Here is an 18,345-nt window from a genome sequence, read left to right as displayed (position 1 = left end):
TATCATTCCCTACATTCTTTTTCTAAAAACACCAAACGAGGAGTCCCGTTTGAATACAGTAAAAATAATGTCGGCCGAAGATTTAAACCGCACGTACCTGCGGTTTGCCCATCAGTTTTTAGAGCCGTATGATGATTCTACATTGCCAGCACTTATCGGTATGCAAACACGAGGTGTGTATATGGGTAAGCGGATTTTAAAGCATGTTGAAGAGGAGTTTGGGCATAAGCTGGATTTTGGCGTGCTTGATGTTACCTTTTATCGCGATGACTTTCGATCCAAACTTAAGATGCCCGAAGTAAAGGTGACTGAAATTCCTTTCGATCTATACGAACGCGACATCATCCTGATTGATGATGTGCTCTACACCGGACGGACGCTCCGGTCTGCTATGGATGCGATCATGGATTATGGACGCCCACGAAGTATCAAGTTTTGTTGTATGGTTGACCGGGGGCATCGCGAGCTCCCCATGGCGGCTGACTACGTGGGAACAACACTACCTACCCATGTGCAGGAGGAGGTACGCGTAAAAGTTAAAGAGCTGGATGAGGAAGATGCGGTGTACGTCGTACAAAATTCGGATGAGGAGGAAGAATAATCATGAGTAAAGAGTTGGAGTTAGGAAACGACGATTATGATTTTCCCCACAAACATTTACTTGGGTTGACCGATTATTCCGGCAGCGACATTCAGTTTATCTTGGATCAGGCTCAGAATTTCCGTGAAATTTTAGATCGTCCGGTACCCAAGGTGCCGACCCTTCGGGATAAGACGATCGTCAACCTGTTTTATGAAAACAGTACCCGGACCCGGCTCTCCTTTGAGCTTGCACAAAAGAGGATGGGGGCCGATGTAGTCAACTTCTCGGCAAGTTCTTCGAGTGTAAAGAAGGGAGAGTCATTGAAGGATACGATCCGCAATATCAGTTCTATGAAAATTGATATGGTCGTGGTTCGGCACGAAAGTCCCGGTGTGCCGCATTTCCTTACCCGATGTGTAGATGCTGCCATTATTAATGCCGGAGACGGTGCTCATGAGCATCCCACGCAAGCCTTGCTGGATTTGTTTTCCATGCAGCAGATATATCCGGACCTGAGCGGAAAGCATGTCGCTATTATCGGGGATATTGCTCATAGTCGGGTGGTTCGGTCCAACATCATAGGATTGCTTAAGCTGGGCGCTGATGTCACTGTTTGTGGCCCAAAAACTATGATGCCGGCCTATGTAGAAGAGTTAGGAGCCAACGTCTCTTACAATATTGATGAAACCCTTGCATGGTGCGATATCGCTATGGCACTGCGTATTCAACTTGAACGCCAGGATGAAGGAACGGAGCTCTTTCCAAGCATCCGGGAGTATCATCAGCTGTTTGGAATTACCATGAAGCACCTGGAAAAATATCCCGACTTTACCATTATGCATCCCGGCCCGGTAAATCGTGGAGTAGAGCTGGAGAGCAGAGTCGCCGATAGTGATCGATCCATCATCCTAAGCCAGGTAACCAATGGAGTAGCCGTACGGATGGCCGTTCTTTATCTGCTGAGCGGCGGTACCCGAGTATAGTTTTTTTGAGGCAGCGTAGATTTATGCTTCTACTGCGGCTTTTTGCGGGTCTTTAGGCTTTTGATTCTTGTCACCTTTCTTCCAGCGGGCCAGTATAATGCCGGCTATGACTAAACTAGCTCCTCCATATTGCAGCAGGCTAAGCTGTTCATTCAGTAAGACCACTCCAAAGATAAGTCCCAATACGGGAACGAGATTTTGATAGGTAGCCGTGTGGACTGCTCCTACCGTTTGAAGCCCATAGTTCCAGATTACATACGCAATCCCTATTGAGAGGAGTCCGCTGTATACTACGCCGCCATAAGCTGCCGGAGAAATACTGGTCCACTCGAGCATCAGTATATTCGGAAGTCCAATAAGAAAAAGAAGAACAGCCCCAATCGTTGCCATAATCGTCGAAAACTGAATCGGAGTATAGCGATCCAGGAAAGGTTTGGAGAGGATGGTAAATCCGCCCCAGACAACGGCTGCACCGATAATGATAAGATCTCCCAGGAACGTATCTGATGCAAAAGAGAAAGGATTTTCGCCTCCTGACACAATGAAAACGATGCCTCCAAATGCGAAGAGAACGCCCAGCGTTTTGAGCACATTCATCTGTTCGAGATTAAAAAAGTGGCTAAACAGGGCCACCCAGATGGGAATGGTACCTAACATGACGGCAGCATTAGCAGCGTAGGTATAGTCAATGCCAATGATAAACAGTCCCTGGTAAATGAGGTTGCCAAGAATGCCCATCCCCAGCAAGGGAAGCCAATCCTCTTTTGGGATCGTAAATAACTGGTTTCTGTAAACCAATACGGCCCATACAGCAGCTGCAGCAAAAATAAATCGAAGACCGTTAAAGCTGAGAGGATCGATTTCGGAGAGCGCACTTTTGACCACCGTAAAATTCAAAGCCCATATTAATGCAACCAGAAATAAAGAGAGTTCGACAAGTGATCGTTTGGAAGTATTCATAAAAAATATAAAGGCTTTAGATAAACAGCAGCCACTAAGGTAAAGCTAATTTTGGAGAAGGGTTGTTAACAATTATTTAACCTGCTGATAGAATGTTTCTAACACAAAATGATTGGATAAGAAGGTTTGAATTCTTAACTTCAGTCACTTTATGACTAACGGTCATTTTATATTGAAATTTATATGGGAATTGAAGAACGAAAAAAACGAGAGCGGCAACATCGGAAAAATGTGATCATTGATGCCGCTGAAAAGGTAATATTTGCCAAAGGTATTGAGCAGGCTACCATGAAAGAGATTGCGGAGGAGGCCGAGCTCAGTAAGGGCACGCTCTATCTGTATTTTAAGAATAAGAATGAGTTGTATATTGCGATTGCAAAGCGGGGTTCGGATTATTTGAATGACCAGTTTTCCAAGGTGTTTGCGGGTGACCATACCGGCATTGAGCTGATCCGGATGATAGGAGAAACCTACCTGTCATTCGTACGCGAAAATCCCGATTATTTTCACGCATTCCAGTACTACGAGTCCATAAACGATGTTAAAGAACTCCAGAAAAGTGAGATTGCCGAGACGTGTGAAACAAATAGAAGGGAAGCGCTAAACTATATGGTGCGGGCCCTGCAGATAGGAATGCAAGATGGTACCATTGATGATAATTACGATCCGAAACAACTTGCCATTATTTTATGGTCAAGCACACGAGGCATTACAACGATGAGCCATATGAAAGAAGTTGGTCATTATTTTAAAATGCTTGACGAAATGGAAATTAAAGTCGAGAGCCTCTATGAAGATTTCTTACGGCTTATAGGAGTCGGTATTGCCACAGAGGAGGCTCGAAAAGAATGGGTGACTGATGGTCAGAAAAATGAAACATCCGTAGATGGATGACGTACACAACGATCTTCTTGACTAAAATAAAATTATTGATGCACAAGAATTCTAAACTGGATATGGATAAGTATTCTCGAATTAGCTTCACCGCACTTGGCAAAGCCATTATTTTAATCGCTGTAATATTTTCGTATACGGCTACACCGGCTGTAAGTCAGCAAGCTGACACGGTTTCCGTCTCTGATGCGATTGGCAACGAAAAAATATTGACACTAACAGAAGCCATTCATGTAGCAATGGCAAATAATTCGCAGGTAAAGCGTTCGTTGCTGAGCCTGAGAAACGCAGATGAGCAGGTACGGCTGGCATGGAGTGAGGTGCTACCGGATATTTCTGCTTTGGCTACCTACACCCGGAACCTGGAGATACCGGTTAACTTTGTGCCGGCGCAGTTTTTTGATCCTGAGGCACCATCCGGAGAGTTGGTGCCCCTGCAGTTTGGTACTGACAATAACTGGCAGGGTGGTCTTTCCGTAAGTCAAACCCTTTTTCGGGGAGAAGCTATCGTAGGTATTGGTAGCTCGAAGGTTTATAAGGCCGTTCAATCAGAAAATCTCCGTGCCACGGCACAACAGATTGTTACCCAGACCCGAATTGCCTATTACAATGTGCTTGCAGCCGAAGAGCAGTATCGCCTCCAAAAAGAAACGGTAGACCGATTGCAACAGAACCTGGAGGAGAACAAAGCTCGACAAGAAGCAGGGTTGATTGATCAATATGATGTGCTACAGGTTCAAGTACAGCTGGGGAACCAACAGCCGCAATTGACACAGGCAAAATATACGGTGGAGCAAGCCTATCGGGAATTATCGGTGGTATTGGGAATTCCCTTAGAAATTGATTTTAACGTCCAGGGTAACTTGAATGCTTTTAATGTTAAGAGCCAACAGGCCTCGGAGAAGGTAAATGAAGTACTTAAGAAAGTAGATAGTATGACCCCTTACCAATACACAGGACCTGCTATGCCGATGGAGCAGGCTACTGATATGCGGGGCGATATCCGGGTACTTGAAAAACAGAATGCGCTGAAGAACAGAGAAATTAAGGCAATCAAGAGTCGGTTTTTACCCACGCTTTCTGCCAATTATAATTTGAATTGGACGGCTTCTCAGGCAGGAAATCCCGTATTCTTTGGGCGCGAGGATAGTCGGGCTCGATCTCAGACGCTTGGCTTCACCTTAAGTTTGCCGATTTTTGAAGGCTTTGAGCGTTCGGCGAATTTAAGTATCGCACAAATTGAGAAAAAGGATCTTGAAGAACAAAGGCGTGCTGCTGTCCGATCGGCAAAAAATGAGATCCAATCGGCCAGAGAGTCGTTAGATCAGGCTATAGAAACAGCTCCGGCGCGTGAAAAAGCACTTGAACTGGCCCAGGAAGGGTATGATCGGGCAAGGACAAGGCTGGAAAATGGGCTTGGATCGCAACTGGATGTGACAAATGCAGAATTACAGTTGCGACAAGCCGAAGCGAATTATGCACAGATGGTATCAAACTATTTGTCTGCAAAGGCACAATACGATCGGGCGGTGGGAATAGTACCCTTCGTGGATGAAAGTCGACCAACGTTAAATGATTAAATACAAAAGGTATATTAAGAGTAGGATGGATAAACAATTTACAGTTTTAGGAATCGTAATGATGTTGCTGTTGGTTGGGTGTGCAGAGACCCAGCAGGCACCAGAAGAGGAAACAGTCAAAAGTGTGACGGTAGAAACCAAGAAGGTGCAGCCGCAGCTCTTCGAACGGCATCTCAAGTTGGTGGGTTCCGTAGAGGCACAAAATGATGTGCGTATCTCTGCTGAGGTTTCCGGAAGAGTGGAACAGTATTATGTAGAACAGGGTGATGCAGTCAGTAAGGGAACCCCCTTGCTGAAAATTGATGACAGCAAGCTGCAACGCGAGAAAGCCCGTCTGCAGGCTCAGACTCAGCAAACGAAAGAACAGTATGAGCGATTAAGTCGAGTCTTTGAGCAGGATAGCATTGGTTCTGAGATAGATGTCATCAATGCGAAAACAGCATACGAACAGAGTCGGGCGGCTCTTGAGTCGGTTGAAGTTGATTTGCAAAATACCACGGTTCGTGCCCCCTTCGATGCTACAGTTGAGGATATCATGATGGAGGAAGGTGAGATGGCAAGCCCGGGTGCTATGTTGGTCCGTCTTATTGGCAATAATCGACTCAAAGTTTCAGCCGGGGTACCCTCTAACTATTCAAATGTAGTTAACAGAGGAGATAGTGCCGAAGTATGGTTCGACTACCAGCAGGCGGATACCTTGAAGCTGCCTATTTCGTTTGTAGGCAAGTCAATTAATCCGGAAGATCGTACTTTTGAAATAGAGGTGAATTTGCCGGCTGGTGGCGAAGACTACAAAGTAGATATGGTTAGCAATATAAAGGTGCAGACGCTGCGGCAGGAGAATGCAGTTGTTATAGGTAAGGAGTTCCTGTATCAGAATGGTGAACAAAATGTGGTTTATGTAGTTTCTGAGGACAGCAGTGGACATACGGTTGCACAAGTGAAACCGGTCCAATTGGGCGCCTCTTATCAGAATAAGGTGGTCATTGCTGATGGTCTTGGCAGTGGCGAGCAGTTGATAACCATAGGCTCTTCATTTTTGCAGGATGCGATGCGTATAGAAGTCGTAGAAGAGAAGAAAAAGAATCTTGTTCAAGAAAATTCGTAAAGTATTTCATCAATGGATAATTCAAATATAGACAATAAGAACCTTTCCGGGAACGGAGCCAGGGGAAGTGATAGCCAAAAAGAGTTTGGGCTGTCGTCTTTTTCTATTGATAATCGCATCAGCGTACTTGTACTGGTGCTGCTGGTTGCGATTATGGGGATTCAGTCATACCTGTCAATTCCCAAAGAAGCTTCCCCGGATATTACTATTCCGAATGTAATGGTCATCACCACCTATCCCGGGGTTTCGCCAGAGGATATGGAAAGTTTGGTGACGCGGAAGCTGGAGGATGAGTTAAGCGGTATCTCGGATATTAAAGAGATGAATTCTACTTCAGCCGAGGGATATTCAAACATCAACATGGAGTTTAACTCCGACGTCAATATTGATGATGCCCTCCAGAAGGTACGGGAGAAGGTTGATTTAGCTAAGCCGGAGTTACCCGAGGAGTCCGAAGATCCGATTATACAGGAGATTAATTTCTCTGAGTTTCCCATCATGCAGGTAAACCTTTCCGGTCAGTATGGTGTGGTACAGCTTAAAGAAATTGCCGAGGATCTGCAGGACCAGATAGAAACGATTCCTTCGGTACTTGAGGTGAATTTGGCCGGTGGACTTGAGCGCGAAGTGAAAGTGGATGTCAACTTGCCCAAGCTTAAGTATTATGGGCTAACCTTTGGTGATATTATTGCAGCCATCCAGCGGGAAAATGTGACCATACCGGGCGGTAATATTGATGTGGGTATTAAAAAGTTTTTGCTGCGTGTGCCGGGCGAGTTTGAGTCGGTGAATCCCATTGAAGACATCGTTATTGATGCCCCCGAAGATCGGCCGATTTACATCCGGGATGTGGCCAAGGTAACCTTTGGCTTCAAAGATCGGGAGACCTATGCCGAGTTAAATAACGATCCGGTGATTTCGCTGGGTGTTGTGAAACGAAGCGGAGAAAATATTTTAGAGACCTCATCCGCCGTCAAGAGCATCTTAGAAGAAGAGCTGCCACAGCTACCTCCGACAACAAAGTATGAGATTACCTCTGACCAGAGTAAGAATATTAATAACATGGTTAGCAGTTTAGAGAATAATATTATTTCTGGTCTGCTGCTGGTTGTTGGAGTACTTCTGTTCTTTCTGGGCGTACGAAATGCTTCTTTTGTGGGCATTGCTATACCCATGTCCATGTTTCTTTCTTTCATTATCATCAGTGCTATGGGCATAACCATGAATATGATTGTGCTCTTCTCATTGATTCTGGCCCTTGGGATGCTTGTGGATAATGCCATTGTGGTGGTGGAAAATATCTATCGATATCTCGAAGAGGGATATGATAATTTTACTGCTGCCAAAAAAGGAACGGGAGAAGTAGCCATTCCTATTATTTCGGGAACATTGACCACGCTCGGGGCTTTCTTTCCGCTGCTTTTCTGGCCAGGGGTAACCGGAGAGTTTATGGGTTTTCTGCCCCAGACGCTAATCATAACACTGAGCAGTTCTCTTTTTGTAGCGCTGATTATTAATCCGGTATTATGTGCTTTGTTTATGAACCTGGATCAAGCCGAAGGGGCGGATGGGCCGACGATGACCTCAAGAGGTAAAAGGTTTATGTTGATAGTAGCCGGTGTGATTTTATTATTTGGCCTGTTAAGCAGTGTGCTTACCTGGACCATGCTGCTGGTTAGCGGAATTTTGCTCTACCTGTTGAATCATTTTGTTCTTAGTCCACTGGGTGATTGGTGGCAAAAAGAGGGACTCGGCAACTTCCTGGAGAAATATGAGCAATTTTTGCGCTGGTCGCTCAATCATGGGAAAACGGTATTGGGTATTTCTATACTGACTCTTTTTTCAAGTTTTGTAGTGTTTGGATTGTTTAATTCAGGAGTTGAATATTTCCCTGAAAGCATTCCGCCGGCGCGAGCTTACGTGCAGGTAGAGGCACCGGTAGGCACTAATGTAGATTTTACCAAGTCTGTGGTTGATGAACTGGAGCGGAAGGTCCCGGATATACCAAACAACGAAGATGTTGAGTCTGTTCTCAGCACCTCGGGTTCCGCTATTTCATCTAACCCCATGTCGAGTGAAGGGAATTCTTCGCATCTGGGAACTATTGTCTTGAATTTTAAGGATTATCAGGAGCGTCAGGGAACCACCTTTGATGCTATAGAATATGCTCGCAGCAATTTTGCCAAAGGAATTGCAGGAGCTGAAATAACGGTAGAAAAAGAGCAGAGTGGACCTCCATCCGGACCGCCTATTAACCTGGAAATTGCCGGGAAAGATATGGAACGGCTGGAGACGATAGCCAATGAAGTAGTCATCCAGCTCGAAAATAACGCCGTTTATGGCAAATTGGATGGGCTGGAGTCGGATGTGTCGGAAGCACGTCCGGAGATTAAAGTTAATGTAGATCGTGAAAAAGCTGCCGTGTACGGGCTTTCAACCCAACAGATCGGAAGTACGGTCAGGCAGGCTATTAATGGTGTTGAAGCTTCTGAATATCGTGACGGTAAAGACGAGTATGATATTACCGTGCGCCTGGATGAACAGTTCCGAAACAACTTAAGCGCACTCGAAGATCTTACTATTGTTGATGAGGGACGTCAGATTCCTTTATCCAGCGTTGCCTCCTGGGAGATTGGAGAAGGCTTGGGGAGTATTAAGCATAAAGATCAGGACCGGGTTGTTACGGTCATGGCGGATGTGCGATCCAATTACAACGCTAATGCTGTGCTCCAGGAAGTACAGACGGTACTGGATGACTATATCAGTAATGAGTTACCCTCAGGATATACGGCCCGATGGACTGGCCAGCAGGAGGATCAACAAGAAGCAATTGATTTCTTGTCTATGGCCTTCTTGATTGCACTCTTCCTGATTTCATTTATCCTGATATCGCAATTTAACTCCATAAGTAAGCCGTTTATCGTCATGACTTCAGTTGTGATGTCGACAGCCGGCGTGCTGTTTGGATTGGTTATTTTCCAGATGCCGTTCGTCATTATCATGACCGGTATCGGGGTAATTTCATTGGCGGGGGTAGTAGTGAATAATGCCATTGTATTGATCGACTATATCGATATTTTGCGTACACGTGATAATATGCCACTTTTTGAGGCTTTGGTTGAAGGTGGGAAAGTTCGTTTTCGCCCTGTTATTCTTACTGCTTTGACAACCACGCTGGGGCTGGTGCCGCTTGCCATAGGGTTTAACCTCGATTTTATTACACTGGTGAGTGATCCGGCTGAGTTTTTCATGAATATTGGGGAATATCTCTACTGGGGAGGTGTTCAGGCGGCTTGGTGGGGACCCATGGCCATTGCTGTTATCAATGGACTTATTTTTGCTACCTTCCTTACCTTAATTCTGGTACCTGTACTATATTATCTCTTTGAGAAAGGAAGACGCAAGGTTAATATCTTCTTTTATGATGAAAGAGATCCGGGGATTCTCGCATCCGCTCCCGGAGGAAATGGGGCGGCCGAAGAGGAGCAGGAGTATCATACCACGGAAAGTCCGGTTTCTCCTTCTTAGAATTATAACAGGGCGTCGTTATTTCTATAAAAGTGTAGTACATCTCGCTGGTGTGCTACACTTTTTCTTTTGGAGCGTCGTTTTTCTAATTTTTATGCGTAAGTATAGCGTAGTAATCATACGTATACTCAACCTTCAATAAGCGTTTGAGCAACTTGGCTATCGGTAATTAATACATCGATGAGGTTCCCATTTAAAGCCCCTTTGATTACATCAACTTTTTGACCCCCACCCGCAATTCCCACTACATTCTCTATTGATTTGAGCTCTTCAATGGAAATGCCAATGATCAAGTCTTTAAGGCTGGAATTAATCTCTTCTCCATGAATGTCAAAAAATCGTAACGCAATGTCTCCCACTGCATTGGAATTGATCATTTCTTCATAGAGATGAGGAGGAAGCTCTTGGCTATTCCGGTCTAACACAGGGTTCGTTTTTAAGGCACCCAGGCCAACACAGAGAATGTCAATTGCGGAGAACATATCCAACGCACCCTTGACCTGTCGATCTGCGAGTAACACTTTTTTAGCCTCTTTGCTTCCCACAATGCCCGGCGCCGGCAGCAGGGTGAGCTGACTGTGAAGAAGTTGTGATAACCTCCGGGAAATATCCGTAGCATGGGCTTTGGCCTCAGGTGGCCCGACCCCTCCCAAGGCCTGTACAACATGAGAGTCCTCGATTGCTTTGGGAGTCATAGCATCGACCATGGCCTGAAGAGTGGTCCCCCAGGTAACGCCTATGGTATCTCCATTAGCAATGGTCCGATGTAAGTACTGAGCCGCTGCAACACCTATCTGTTGTTTGGTTAATTCAGATGAAACATGAGATTCATTCTCAACGACTACAACCTCTGTCAGCCCAAATCGTTTTTCAATCGATTGCTCGAGAGTTAAAAAATTGCCATCAGGTTTTACAACAGATATTTGTACGACTCCTTCCTCCCGGGCCTTTTTGAGCAAGCGAGAGACTTTTGGACGCGAAAGGTGCAATCGGTTAGCGATTTCCTGCTGATTAAAATCTTGTTCATAATACATTGAGCTCACTTTGGCTAACAGCCTGTTGTCAATTGTTTTGTTTGATGATTTCATAAGCAACGTAAATTAATAAATACTCAAAACACACACTGTTATACCAAACAGGCATGATTCAGTAATGAAAAACTTTCAATACAGGGTTGCGATTTTATATCCCGATGCAAACATAAAGGTGTTTTGAAAGCAGGGTAAAAAAATTCTGTTGATATTGGAAAATATTTTTATAAATTACTAGCAGAACAAAAGTTCAATGACTGAACATATGTTCAAAACATAGTGATAAGGCCATTAAAATGCTATAAGCAATTTATTTTGGCGGATGAAGCAGGGGGATTTATTGATATTTATTTTTAATTTTTTTGCAATAAACTTTTTGTATATATGTCTTTGAGTGTAGGGATGGCCCAAGGTTTATCGGGAAGAACGAATAATAGGGGATCGAATCTAGATGAGTTGTGGTCTGGTATTCGAGGATCAAATAAGTTAGCCTTGTCCCAGTTATTCAACACTTCGTATTCATGGTTATTTAAGTATGGATACCGCATTATTCCCAAGCGGTCTTTAGTAAAAGATGCTATCCAGGAACTGTTCTTAGTTATCTGGAATAAACGGGATACTATTAATGAGGCTCGGTCGGTAAGGTCTTATCTCATAACGTCATTGCGAAGAATAATTTTCAGGAGGCTTGAAAAGCAGAGAAACCGATCCGAACGAAATTATGATTATCGGGAGTCTTTCCTTGAAGACGAAAAAAATATTGAGCAGTCAATCATTAGCCATGAATGTTCGAACAGCCAAAAGGAACAGCTGAAAATAGCTATTGAGGCACTAAGTAAACGACAGCGGCAGGCTATACACCTCAAATATTATAGGGGATTATCAAATAATGAGATTGCCGAGGTGATGAGCATTAATAAGCAGAGTGTTTATAATCATGTGTCAAAGGCTATTATCAAAATGCAGAATGTAGTAGAGCAATAAATAATAGCTACAGTGAACTGCAATAAGGATTTAAATTTGCTATAACCTTTTCTTATCCCCCTTTGGGTTATAGCTAATTATGCCAGGCTCCCAGGGCTATGATATTCTCATGGTCAGGGCCTGGTATTTTTTAAAAGGGAAATATTTTAAGAAAATTGTTATAGTAGAAAATAGGGATTAGGGTCTCTTAATAAAGGGAGGCTTTTTTCTATTAGAATAAGAACAAGCTCTTGAACCTTTCAACTTATTACCTATGCAAGAACATACTTATCCGAAACTACATAATGCAGCATGGCCGGGCGTAGTAGGCAAAGGTCCTGATTCGGAACCACCTATTGGGCTCGATACTCTTCTTGATTTTACCGCAGCTGTAGAAGTCGATGGTGTAAAGTTCGATGGAATCGACCTCTTTCTTTTCGATCCTCATATAGATATTGACAGTACGGAAAGTGAAATAAAAAAATTGGCCGACAGTATTGCAGGCAGAAATTTAGAGGTGGGAAGTTTGGTAGCCCCCGTTTGGCCGGATATTGGTGGCGGATCGGCAATGGGAAGCAAGGAGGATCGGGATAACTTTGTGAAGCAAGTAGAAAAGTCGTGCAAGATCGGGAAGACATTGCGCGATCATGGCATTCGTCCACACGGGGTAGTCCGAATTGATTCAGCTACTGACCCAGCGAGCTGGGCTGAAGATCCGGTGGAGAATACGAAGCGCATTGCTCAAACATGGCGCCGAGCCTGTGATGTAGCAGCTGACTATGGGGAACAACTTGCTGCTGAAGGTGAAATCTGCTGGGGCGGCATGCAAAGTTGGAAGACGATGGTCAATACCCTGGAAGCCGTTGATCGACCTAATATTGGTTTCCAGGCCGATATGGCCCATACGCTGTTGTACCTGCTTGGATATAACAAGCCCGATGATCGCATCCTGCCGGAAGATTTTGAGTGGGATCATCGTGATGAGCTTGAGAAGGGATTGAAAAAAATGACGGCAGCCCTGCGTCCGTGGACCATCGACTTCCATGTGGCCCAGAACGATGGATCGGTCTTCGGCTCCGGAACGCACGACAAAACGGGTCGGCACTGTTTGCCTGATGATCCCAACGGACGGCTTGACATCGCCAAAGATGCAGGCCATTGGCTCCGGGATGAGGATGGTGAGCTGACCAAAGCATTTAAGCATATCTGCTGGGACGGCTGCATGTTTCCCAACGAGGTTATGAAGAAGCAACAAACCTGGAATGACATTTTAGCGGCAATGATTTCGGTGCGCGAACAGCACGGCTGGTCAGAATAAATTGAAATACATATCAAATTAAATACCTGAATACGATGGCAGAAAAGAAAGAACTGCGAATTGGCATGATTGGATATGGCCTTATGGGCAGAATTCATACCAATGGATATAAAAACGTTAACAATTTTTTCCCAGAGCTGGAATATAAACCCGTACTCAAGGCCGTAAGCGCTCGATCTGAGGATAAGCTTAAGTCTTTTGCGGATCAATGGGGATATGAGTCTATCGAAACCGACTGGCGAAAACTGGTCTCCAGGGATGATATTGATGCCATTGATATTTGTACGCCCAACAATATGCATGCCGAAATTGCTATTGCAGCGGCCGAGGCAGGGAAGATGATTCTCTGCGAAAAGCCACTGGCACGTACTGTTGAGGAAGGAAAGCGAATGCTGGAGGCCGTTGAAGAAGCAGGGGTTCCGAATACCGTTTGGTATAACTACCGTCGTGTTCCGGCGGTCACCTTAATCAAAAATATTATTGATTCAGGTAAGCTGGGGCGCATATTTCATTATCGTTCTAATTTCTTGCAGGATTTCACCATTAGTCCGGATGTGCCCCAGGGCGGAGAAGCCTTATGGCGTCTGGATAAGGAGGTGGCCGGATCGGGCGTAACGGGCGACCTGTTAGCCCACTGCATAGATACCGCTATGTGGCTTAACGGAAGCATCGACGATGTGTCAGCGATGACCGAAACGTTTGTCAAGGAACGGGTTCACCAGGAGACAGGCGAAGAGAAAGAAGTCAAAATTGACGATGCCTGTTCCTTCCAGTGCCATTTTGGAAATGGTTCTTTGGGTTTGTTTGAAGCTACACGTTATGCCCGAGGTCATAAAGCACTATTTACCCTGGAAATCAACGGAGAAAATGCATCGCTCCGCTGGAACCTGCATGATATGAATCGCCTGGAGTTTTTTGATTACGAGGATGATGACAAAGTGCACGGATGGCGGTCAATCCATGTCTCGGAGAGTGAGCATCCGTATATGGATCGATGGTGGATACCCGGGACCTCAATTGGGTACGAGCACACCTTCTTGCACCAGGTAGCTGAATTTTTGGAAAGCCTGGAGACAGGCGAGCCTTGTCATCCAACATTTAAGGATGCCCAGGAGACGCAGAAAGTATGTGAAGCTATCCTCGATTCTGCCGCTTCGGGAAGCTGGAAAGAAACAGGCGTTGAGTGGTAGATTTTGTGCTCATTAGGATTAATGAAACACATGATTAGTTTAGTGATAACCTTAATTTAATTACTCTTGATGTCAGATCCTCAGAAACCCCGCTTTGCCTCGACAGGATGGAGACAAAAAGTATCAAATCATCAACAGGTGGGTGGTATTGAAACAGCGATCCTTGATAATGGGCAAGGCAAAGGAACAAGGGTAGCCTGGATCAATACGGGGAGCGGTCTTCGTTTTAAGGTAGTGTTAGACCGGGCCATGGATATTGCCGGGGCTTTTTACGGTGCCCACAGCTTAGCCTGGATCAGTCATTCGGGGGTAACGCCTCCCAATCCGGCAGCTGTAGAGGGAGCAACCTGGCTCGATTCTTTTGGAGGAGGGTTGCTCACCACCTGCGGACTTACCCACGTGGGCGGACCGGAAGAAGACGAGCACGGTGTACGGGGGCTTCACGATACTATCAGCCATACCCCTGCAACGATAGAGTCTATTCTACAACCTGACCTGAAAGCCGAGCAACCGGAAATGAGTATTACGGGCCGGATGGTACAGAGTACGGTTTTTGGTCCCCATCTGGAACTTAAAAGAACAATTTCGGCCAGGCTTGGCGAATCATCCATTTATATCCATGATGAGGTGACCAACCTCGGAAATGAGCCGGCGCCACATATGATTCTATATCACTGTAATTTTGGTTGGCCACTGGTTGATGAAGGGGCTAAGCTACTTTGGGAAGGCGACTGGGAAGCTCCGAATGAACAAAGTCGACAGATATTTAATCAATTTAATGACTTTAAAAAATGCAGTCCTCCTTTGGACACACATAGCGGAAGCGCCGAGGCCGTGGCTTTTATTGATGCTAAAACTGATGAGGAGGGAATCTGCCGGTGTGGAATCCAAAATACAAACTTGGGTTTGAGGCTTTCGATGGAGTTTGAGAAAGAGCAGCTCCCTTGGCTAACCAACTGGCAACACTGGGGTAAGAAGGAGTATGTTACCGCGCTCGAACCTTGTACCCATCCGCCCATTGGGCAATCAAAAGCGCGCGAAGAAGGAACCCTCATCGAGCTCAATGTGGGTGAAACCAGAACCTATGATATTACATTAACCGTGGAGGACTAAATTAGTTACTTGTTAATAGTTAATAGGTGTTTAGTCAACGGAAAAAATAGTGGAGTTTTTCGCAATAAGATTATACATAACTAAATAGATTAGGAAGACAATGAGTAACAATTCAAGCATAGCAAAGCAGGCATTTGAACAGGGAGAAGGAATTTTACGGTTGGCACCAAACTGGGTGCCTCGCTCTTTTTGTGTGCCGGGACGCAGAATTAAGCTACACCCCGATGATTATTATGCGCTGGGAGGCGAACGAGGAGGGATCGACGAACGGTGGTTTTCTTCTACTACACCTGCTGATAATGGTCCATTGACCGGCGAGATCGAGGGTCTGAGCGAAGTCATTTTCGAACACAACGGAACGACGGAACGCATCTTGTTGAAGGAGGCAGTCAGCGAGTTGAAAGGTGAGTTGCTCGGCGATCGCATTTGGGATGAATATGAGTCGTGGCCCATGTATTCCAAATTTTTTGACAACAAAGGCGCCCTGCCGCATCACGTACATCATCGCGATGAACATGCAAAATTAACGGGCCAAAACGGGAAGCCGGAAGCCTATTATTTTCCACCGCAGGTCAATAATCACGGCGGAGACTTTCCATATACCTTTTTTGGCTTGAATCCCGGGACGACGAAAGAGCAAGTGCTGGAATGCTTGAAAAATTTTACCGAGGGCGACAATAAAATTACGAATCTCTCCTCCGCCCAACGCTTGCAGCCGGGGACAGGCTGGAATGTTCCTCCTGGACTGCTTCACGCGCCCGGAAGCCTCTGTACTTATGAGCCCCAAAAAGCTTCGGATGTTTTTGCCATGTATCAATCACTGGTGGGCGATGCTATTGTGCCGGAAGAACTTCTGTGGAAAGATACTCCTGAAGATCGCGTGGGTAACTATCAACATTTAATAGATGTGCTAGATTGGGATCTAAATGTGGATCCTAACCTTCAGGAAAAATGTTTTATGGATCCAAAGCCTGTGAAGCCAGTTGACCAAATGGAAACTGAAGGCTACGTCGAGAAATGGATTTGCTACAAATCGGAAGCCTTTAGCGCCAAAGAATTGACGGTACTTCCCGGTGAATCGGTAGTCATCGAAGATGCGGCAGCCTATGGCATGATTATGATGCAAGGCCATGGGAAAATGGGTGTTTGGGATATCGAAACCCCATCCCTGATTCGGTTCGATCAGCTGACGCACGATGAGTACTTTGTCAGTGAAAAAGCGGCAGCCGAGGGCGTTAAAATTGTAAATCACTCGCAAACCGATCCGATCGTGATGCTCAAGCATTTCGGTCCCAATAACCCTGACTTGAATTTATAACAGTATGTAATGCATACGGTCGAAGAATAATATGCGAATCCGATCAGAAAATTTTAACTCATAACAATATATGATAGAAAACGACTACTCTTTTCGCTTTGGTGCTGAAGTTTATACTTGGTTTATGGACGGCAATGGCAAAGGGAACGAGGGACAGCTTGGGCACATGATTGAAGTAACGGCCCGGGCTGGCTTTTCAAGTATTGAGCCGATTGCTTTCTGGATGGGAGAGCTTGAAGATCCCAATCGTCTTGAGCCTAAGTTGAAAGAGCAGAATATTGAATTGGCTGCCATTGCCCTGACGTTAGACTGGAATAACCCCCGGGAAACTGAAGAGGAGCGGGAAAAGGCGGATCAAATTATTGAACTGCTGCAGCAGTTCCCCGATGCCTTGCTTTGTACGGTTCATAATCCGGTGGGGCGCCATAATATTGTCGAAAGAAGACAGAATTTAATCAAAAATGTGAATCGCGTATCGAGACGAGCAGCAGAAAAAAGAGTGGAATGCACGTTTCATCCGAACTCTCCGGCCTCTTCCATCACCCGAACCGAAGAAGATTATGATATCATATTGCAGGGATTAGATCCTGAAGCTACCGGATGGACCCCGGATGTTGGTCATATCATTAATGGCGGGATGGATCCATTGACCAAGATGAAGGAATACGAGTCCTTAATTAACCTGGTGCATTACAAAGACTGGGCCGGGGAACATGAGTTTGCTCTCATGGGGGAAGGCAAAGTGGATTTCGTTGGGATTACGCAGTGGCTTAAAGATATAGGCTACGACGGCTGGATCATTTGTGAGGACGAGGCGCCCCTGGCAGTAGAAAATCCTGACAAGGTAACCTTACATGACGGTGAATGGATAACCAACAGCCTGCTCCCGGCTATTGAATAGTATGAACCTTGGGAAATCCCTGATATCAGAAAAGCATTAATTAAACACTTTTTTTATGCCTTATGTCAATTCAAATGGAATAAAAATTCACTATGAAGAGCGTGGCAGCGGTGATCCTTTATTGCTGATCATGGGGATTACAGCGCCGGGTTCAGTGTGGGAAGATCATGCAGCCTATTGGGAAGAGCATTTTCGGTGCATCCTCGTAGACAACCGGGGGGTCGGCCGTTCTGACAAGCCGGAACCGCCTTATGCCATGGCCCAGATGGCCGATGATTATGCGGGCCTTCTGGACGCATTAGAGATCCCTGAGGCACGAGTTGTTGGTGTTTCTATGGGCAGTCCTATTGCCCAGCAGTTAGCGTTGCGGCATCCGGAAAAAGTGAGCTGTATGGTACAGATGTGTCCCTGGGCCCGGTGTGATCGCAAAGCTAAAGCTATTTTCGAGCATATGGTGCGGGCCAAAGCTCGTTTAAGGCCCGAGCACTTTCAGCATTTTATTCAGCTGCTCATTTTCGACAAAACGAGCTGGGATGACGATGAATTTTACCAGGATATGGTCGATGGACAGCAGGAGGCTGCCACAGATCCCGAACCGCAACCTCTGCACGGGCTGGAAGGTCAGGCCGAAGCATGTATCAATCATGACGTATTGGATGAACTGCCAGATATTGAACAGCCGTGCCTGGTGATTGGCGGAGAGGAAGACATGTTTACTCCTGCGTGGATGGCTCATGAAGTGGCCGAAGCAATGCCTAATTCTGAACTTTTTTTATATGAAAAATCTGGTCATGCATTTCACTGGGAAAATATAGAAGATTTTAATCCCCGCGTCTGTGAGTGGCTAAATAATAATGGGTAATCAATAAAGATAT

At 45.4% G+C, this 18,345-nt stretch carries 15 protein-coding genes; 13 read left to right on the top strand and 2 right to left on the bottom strand.

What is annotated here, in order from left to right:
- Positions 1-49: 49 nt before the first annotated feature.
- Both pyrR and J6I44_RS00655 read left to right on the top strand, forming a co-directional pair.
- Positions 50-601: a bifunctional pyr operon transcriptional regulator/uracil phosphoribosyltransferase PyrR gene (pyrR, locus tag J6I44_RS00660; RefSeq protein ID WP_265763999.1), complete on the top strand. Its 552-nt coding sequence runs from the start codon at positions 50-52 to the stop codon at positions 599-601.
- A gap of 2 nt (positions 602-603) precedes the next feature.
- A complete protein-coding gene (locus tag J6I44_RS00655; protein ID WP_265763998.1) occupies positions 604-1,566 on the top strand; it encodes an aspartate carbamoyltransferase catalytic subunit in 963 nt (320 codons plus the stop codon).
- A gap of 21 nt (positions 1,567-1,587) precedes the next feature.
- Here the strand turns inward: J6I44_RS00655 and J6I44_RS00650 are convergent, their stop codons facing one another.
- A complete protein-coding gene (locus J6I44_RS00650; RefSeq protein ID WP_265763997.1) occupies positions 1,588-2,526 on the bottom strand; it encodes a DMT family transporter in 939 nt (312 codons plus the stop codon).
- A 183-nt stretch (positions 2,527-2,709) separates the two neighbouring features.
- Here J6I44_RS00650 and J6I44_RS00645 point away from each other — a divergent pair, with 183 nt between their 5' ends.
- Genes J6I44_RS00645 through J6I44_RS00630 form a run of 4 tightly spaced genes read left to right on the top strand, consistent with a single transcriptional unit; the run spans position 2,710 to position 9,636 of the window.
- Entirely contained in the window at positions 2,710-3,420 is a 711-nt protein-coding gene (locus J6I44_RS00645) for a TetR/AcrR family transcriptional regulator (RefSeq protein ID WP_265763996.1), read from the top strand.
- Positions 3,421-3,458: 38 nt separating this feature from the next.
- On the top strand, positions 3,459-5,000 hold the full coding sequence (locus J6I44_RS00640; RefSeq protein WP_265763995.1) for a TolC family protein: 1,542 nt from the start codon (positions 3,459-3,461) through the stop codon (positions 4,998-5,000).
- 25 nt (positions 5,001-5,025) lie between these two features.
- Positions 5,026-6,108 carry an efflux RND transporter periplasmic adaptor subunit gene (locus J6I44_RS00635; protein ID WP_265763994.1) on the top strand — a complete coding sequence of 361 codons (1,083 nt, stop codon included), beginning with the start codon at positions 5,026-5,028 and terminating at the stop codon, positions 6,106-6,108.
- A 12-nt stretch (positions 6,109-6,120) separates the two neighbouring features.
- Positions 6,121-9,636, top strand: a complete 3,516-nt coding sequence (locus J6I44_RS00630; protein ID WP_265763993.1) for an efflux RND transporter permease subunit — start codon at positions 6,121-6,123, stop codon at positions 9,634-9,636.
- Between the two features lie 128 nt (positions 9,637-9,764).
- Here J6I44_RS00630 and J6I44_RS00625 read toward each other — a convergent pair whose 3' ends face one another.
- Positions 9,765-10,724 (bottom strand): sugar-binding transcriptional regulator, encoded by a 960-nt coding sequence (locus J6I44_RS00625; RefSeq protein WP_265763992.1) that lies wholly within the window; start codon positions 10,722-10,724, stop codon positions 9,765-9,767.
- Positions 10,725-11,159: 435 nt separating this feature from the next.
- Between J6I44_RS00625 and J6I44_RS00620 the strand changes: the two genes are divergently transcribed.
- The 7 genes from J6I44_RS00620 to J6I44_RS00590 all read left to right on the top strand — a co-directional run bounded on the left by J6I44_RS00620 (position 11,160) and on the right by J6I44_RS00590 (position 18,332).
- On the top strand, positions 11,160-11,651 hold the full coding sequence (locus J6I44_RS00620; protein ID WP_265763991.1) for an RNA polymerase sigma factor: 492 nt from the start codon (positions 11,160-11,162) through the stop codon (positions 11,649-11,651).
- A 253-nt stretch (positions 11,652-11,904) separates the two neighbouring features.
- Positions 11,905-12,948 (top strand): sugar phosphate isomerase/epimerase family protein, encoded by a 1,044-nt coding sequence (locus J6I44_RS00615; protein WP_265763990.1) that lies wholly within the window; start codon positions 11,905-11,907, stop codon positions 12,946-12,948.
- A 35-nt stretch (positions 12,949-12,983) separates the two neighbouring features.
- On the top strand, positions 12,984-14,138 hold the full coding sequence (locus J6I44_RS00610; protein ID WP_265763989.1) for a Gfo/Idh/MocA family protein: 1,155 nt from the start codon (positions 12,984-12,986) through the stop codon (positions 14,136-14,138).
- A 69-nt stretch (positions 14,139-14,207) separates the two neighbouring features.
- Positions 14,208-15,251: an aldose 1-epimerase family protein gene (locus J6I44_RS00605; RefSeq protein WP_265763988.1), complete on the top strand. Its 1,044-nt coding sequence runs from the start codon at positions 14,208-14,210 to the stop codon at positions 15,249-15,251.
- A gap of 100 nt (positions 15,252-15,351) precedes the next feature.
- Complete coding sequence (locus tag J6I44_RS00600) at positions 15,352-16,569, top strand: cupin domain-containing protein (RefSeq protein ID WP_265763987.1); 1,218 nt, start codon at positions 15,352-15,354, stop codon at positions 16,567-16,569.
- A 70-nt stretch (positions 16,570-16,639) separates the two neighbouring features.
- A complete protein-coding gene (locus J6I44_RS00595; RefSeq protein WP_265763985.1) occupies positions 16,640-17,470 on the top strand; it encodes a sugar phosphate isomerase/epimerase family protein in 831 nt (276 codons plus the stop codon).
- 55 nt (positions 17,471-17,525) lie between these two features.
- Positions 17,526-18,332: an alpha/beta fold hydrolase gene (locus tag J6I44_RS00590; protein WP_265763984.1), complete on the top strand. Its 807-nt coding sequence runs from the start codon at positions 17,526-17,528 to the stop codon at positions 18,330-18,332.
- Positions 18,333-18,345 lie beyond the last annotated feature (13 nt).

It is taken from the genome of Fodinibius salsisoli (assembly GCF_026229185.1).
Classification (GTDB): Bacteria; Bacteroidota; Rhodothermia; order Balneolales; family Balneolaceae; genus Fodinibius; species Fodinibius salsisoli.
The sequence above is the reverse complement of the archived record's forward strand: the minus strand, read 5'-3'. Positions and strand labels throughout refer to the sequence as shown.

What these genes read in the sequence shown, in the direction of transcription:
- J6I44_RS00655 (WP_265763998.1), top strand. Translation starts at nt 604, where the DNA reads ATGAGTAAAGAGTTGGAGTTAGGAAACGACGATTATGATTTTCCCCAC.
- J6I44_RS00650 (WP_265763997.1), bottom strand. Translation starts at nt 2,526, where the DNA reads ATGAATACTTCCAAACGATCACTTGTCGAACTCTCTTTATTTCTGGTT.
- J6I44_RS00645 (WP_265763996.1), top strand. Translation starts at nt 2,710, where the DNA reads ATGGGAATTGAAGAACGAAAAAAACGAGAGCGGCAACATCGGAAAAAT.
- J6I44_RS00640 (WP_265763995.1), top strand. Translation starts at nt 3,459, where the DNA reads ATGCACAAGAATTCTAAACTGGATATGGATAAGTATTCTCGAATTAGC.
- J6I44_RS00635 (WP_265763994.1), top strand. Translation starts at nt 5,026, where the DNA reads ATGGATAAACAATTTACAGTTTTAGGAATCGTAATGATGTTGCTGTTG.
- J6I44_RS00630 (WP_265763993.1), top strand. Translation starts at nt 6,121, where the DNA reads ATGGATAATTCAAATATAGACAATAAGAACCTTTCCGGGAACGGAGCC.
- J6I44_RS00625 (WP_265763992.1), bottom strand. Translation starts at nt 10,724, where the DNA reads ATGAAATCATCAAACAAAACAATTGACAACAGGCTGTTAGCCAAAGTG.
- J6I44_RS00615 (WP_265763990.1), top strand. Translation starts at nt 11,905, where the DNA reads ATGCAAGAACATACTTATCCGAAACTACATAATGCAGCATGGCCGGGC.
- J6I44_RS00610 (WP_265763989.1), top strand. Translation starts at nt 12,984, where the DNA reads ATGGCAGAAAAGAAAGAACTGCGAATTGGCATGATTGGATATGGCCTT.
- J6I44_RS00605 (WP_265763988.1), top strand. Translation starts at nt 14,208, where the DNA reads ATGTCAGATCCTCAGAAACCCCGCTTTGCCTCGACAGGATGGAGACAA.
- J6I44_RS00600 (WP_265763987.1), top strand. Translation starts at nt 15,352, where the DNA reads ATGAGTAACAATTCAAGCATAGCAAAGCAGGCATTTGAACAGGGAGAA.
- J6I44_RS00595 (WP_265763985.1), top strand. Translation starts at nt 16,640, where the DNA reads ATGATAGAAAACGACTACTCTTTTCGCTTTGGTGCTGAAGTTTATACT.
- J6I44_RS00590 (WP_265763984.1), top strand. Translation starts at nt 17,526, where the DNA reads ATGCCTTATGTCAATTCAAATGGAATAAAAATTCACTATGAAGAGCGT.